The sequence below is a fragment of the Arthrobacter sp. GMC3 genome, assembly GCF_002929305.1.
Lineage (GTDB): Bacteria > Actinomycetota > Actinomycetes > Actinomycetales > Micrococcaceae > Specibacter.
This window is the reverse complement of record NZ_PJIO01000153.1, coordinates 1-532: the sequence shown is the minus strand read 5'-3', so window position 1 is coordinate 532 and position 532 is coordinate 1. Positions and strand designations below refer to the sequence as shown.

Annotated in this window: 1 protein-coding gene; it reads left to right on the top strand. The window is 58.1% G+C overall.

The features are described 5' to 3' along the window. Positions 1 to 198: 198 nt before the first annotated feature. Positions 199 to 532 (top strand): hypothetical protein (locus CXQ94_RS24095; protein ID WP_368665594.1); only part of this gene is annotated, 334 nt, incomplete at its 3' end.

Sequence of the window (532 nt, the reverse complement as noted above, 5' to 3'; positions counted from 1 at the left end):
CAATGGGAATGCTGGCCAGTGATCCGCGACCACTACGCCGCCAAGGACATGAGCGAGCGAGACCTCTACAAGCACATCAAGAATCTATTGCAGGAACGACACGTGCGCTGGGGGCGTGCCGTCTGATGTTTGTTTGCCAAATACACAAACAAGCCAAACACGCTGACATAGCAGCTCCCGGCCAAGGCGGTGATGGTCATGGCGATTGAGCAACTGCCAGACGGGCGTTGGAAAGTCGATGTCGAGCCGATCAAGGGCAAGCGCTTCCGCAAGACCTTCAAGACCAAGGGCGAGGCTCAGCGGTTCGAGGCGACCTGTCGATCCAAGCTGATCGAAAGTCCGCAATGGTCACCGAAACCGAAGGATCGTCGCCGTCTCTCCCAACTGGTGGAATGCTGGGGGCGTCTGCATGGTGGTTCGCTGGCCGACTACGAAGGTCGCCGCGTCATCATGGATCGCATGGTCGAACGCCTGAAAGACCCTGTGGCCATAGCCTTCACTGCTACCGATTTTGCGGAATACCGCGCCAAGC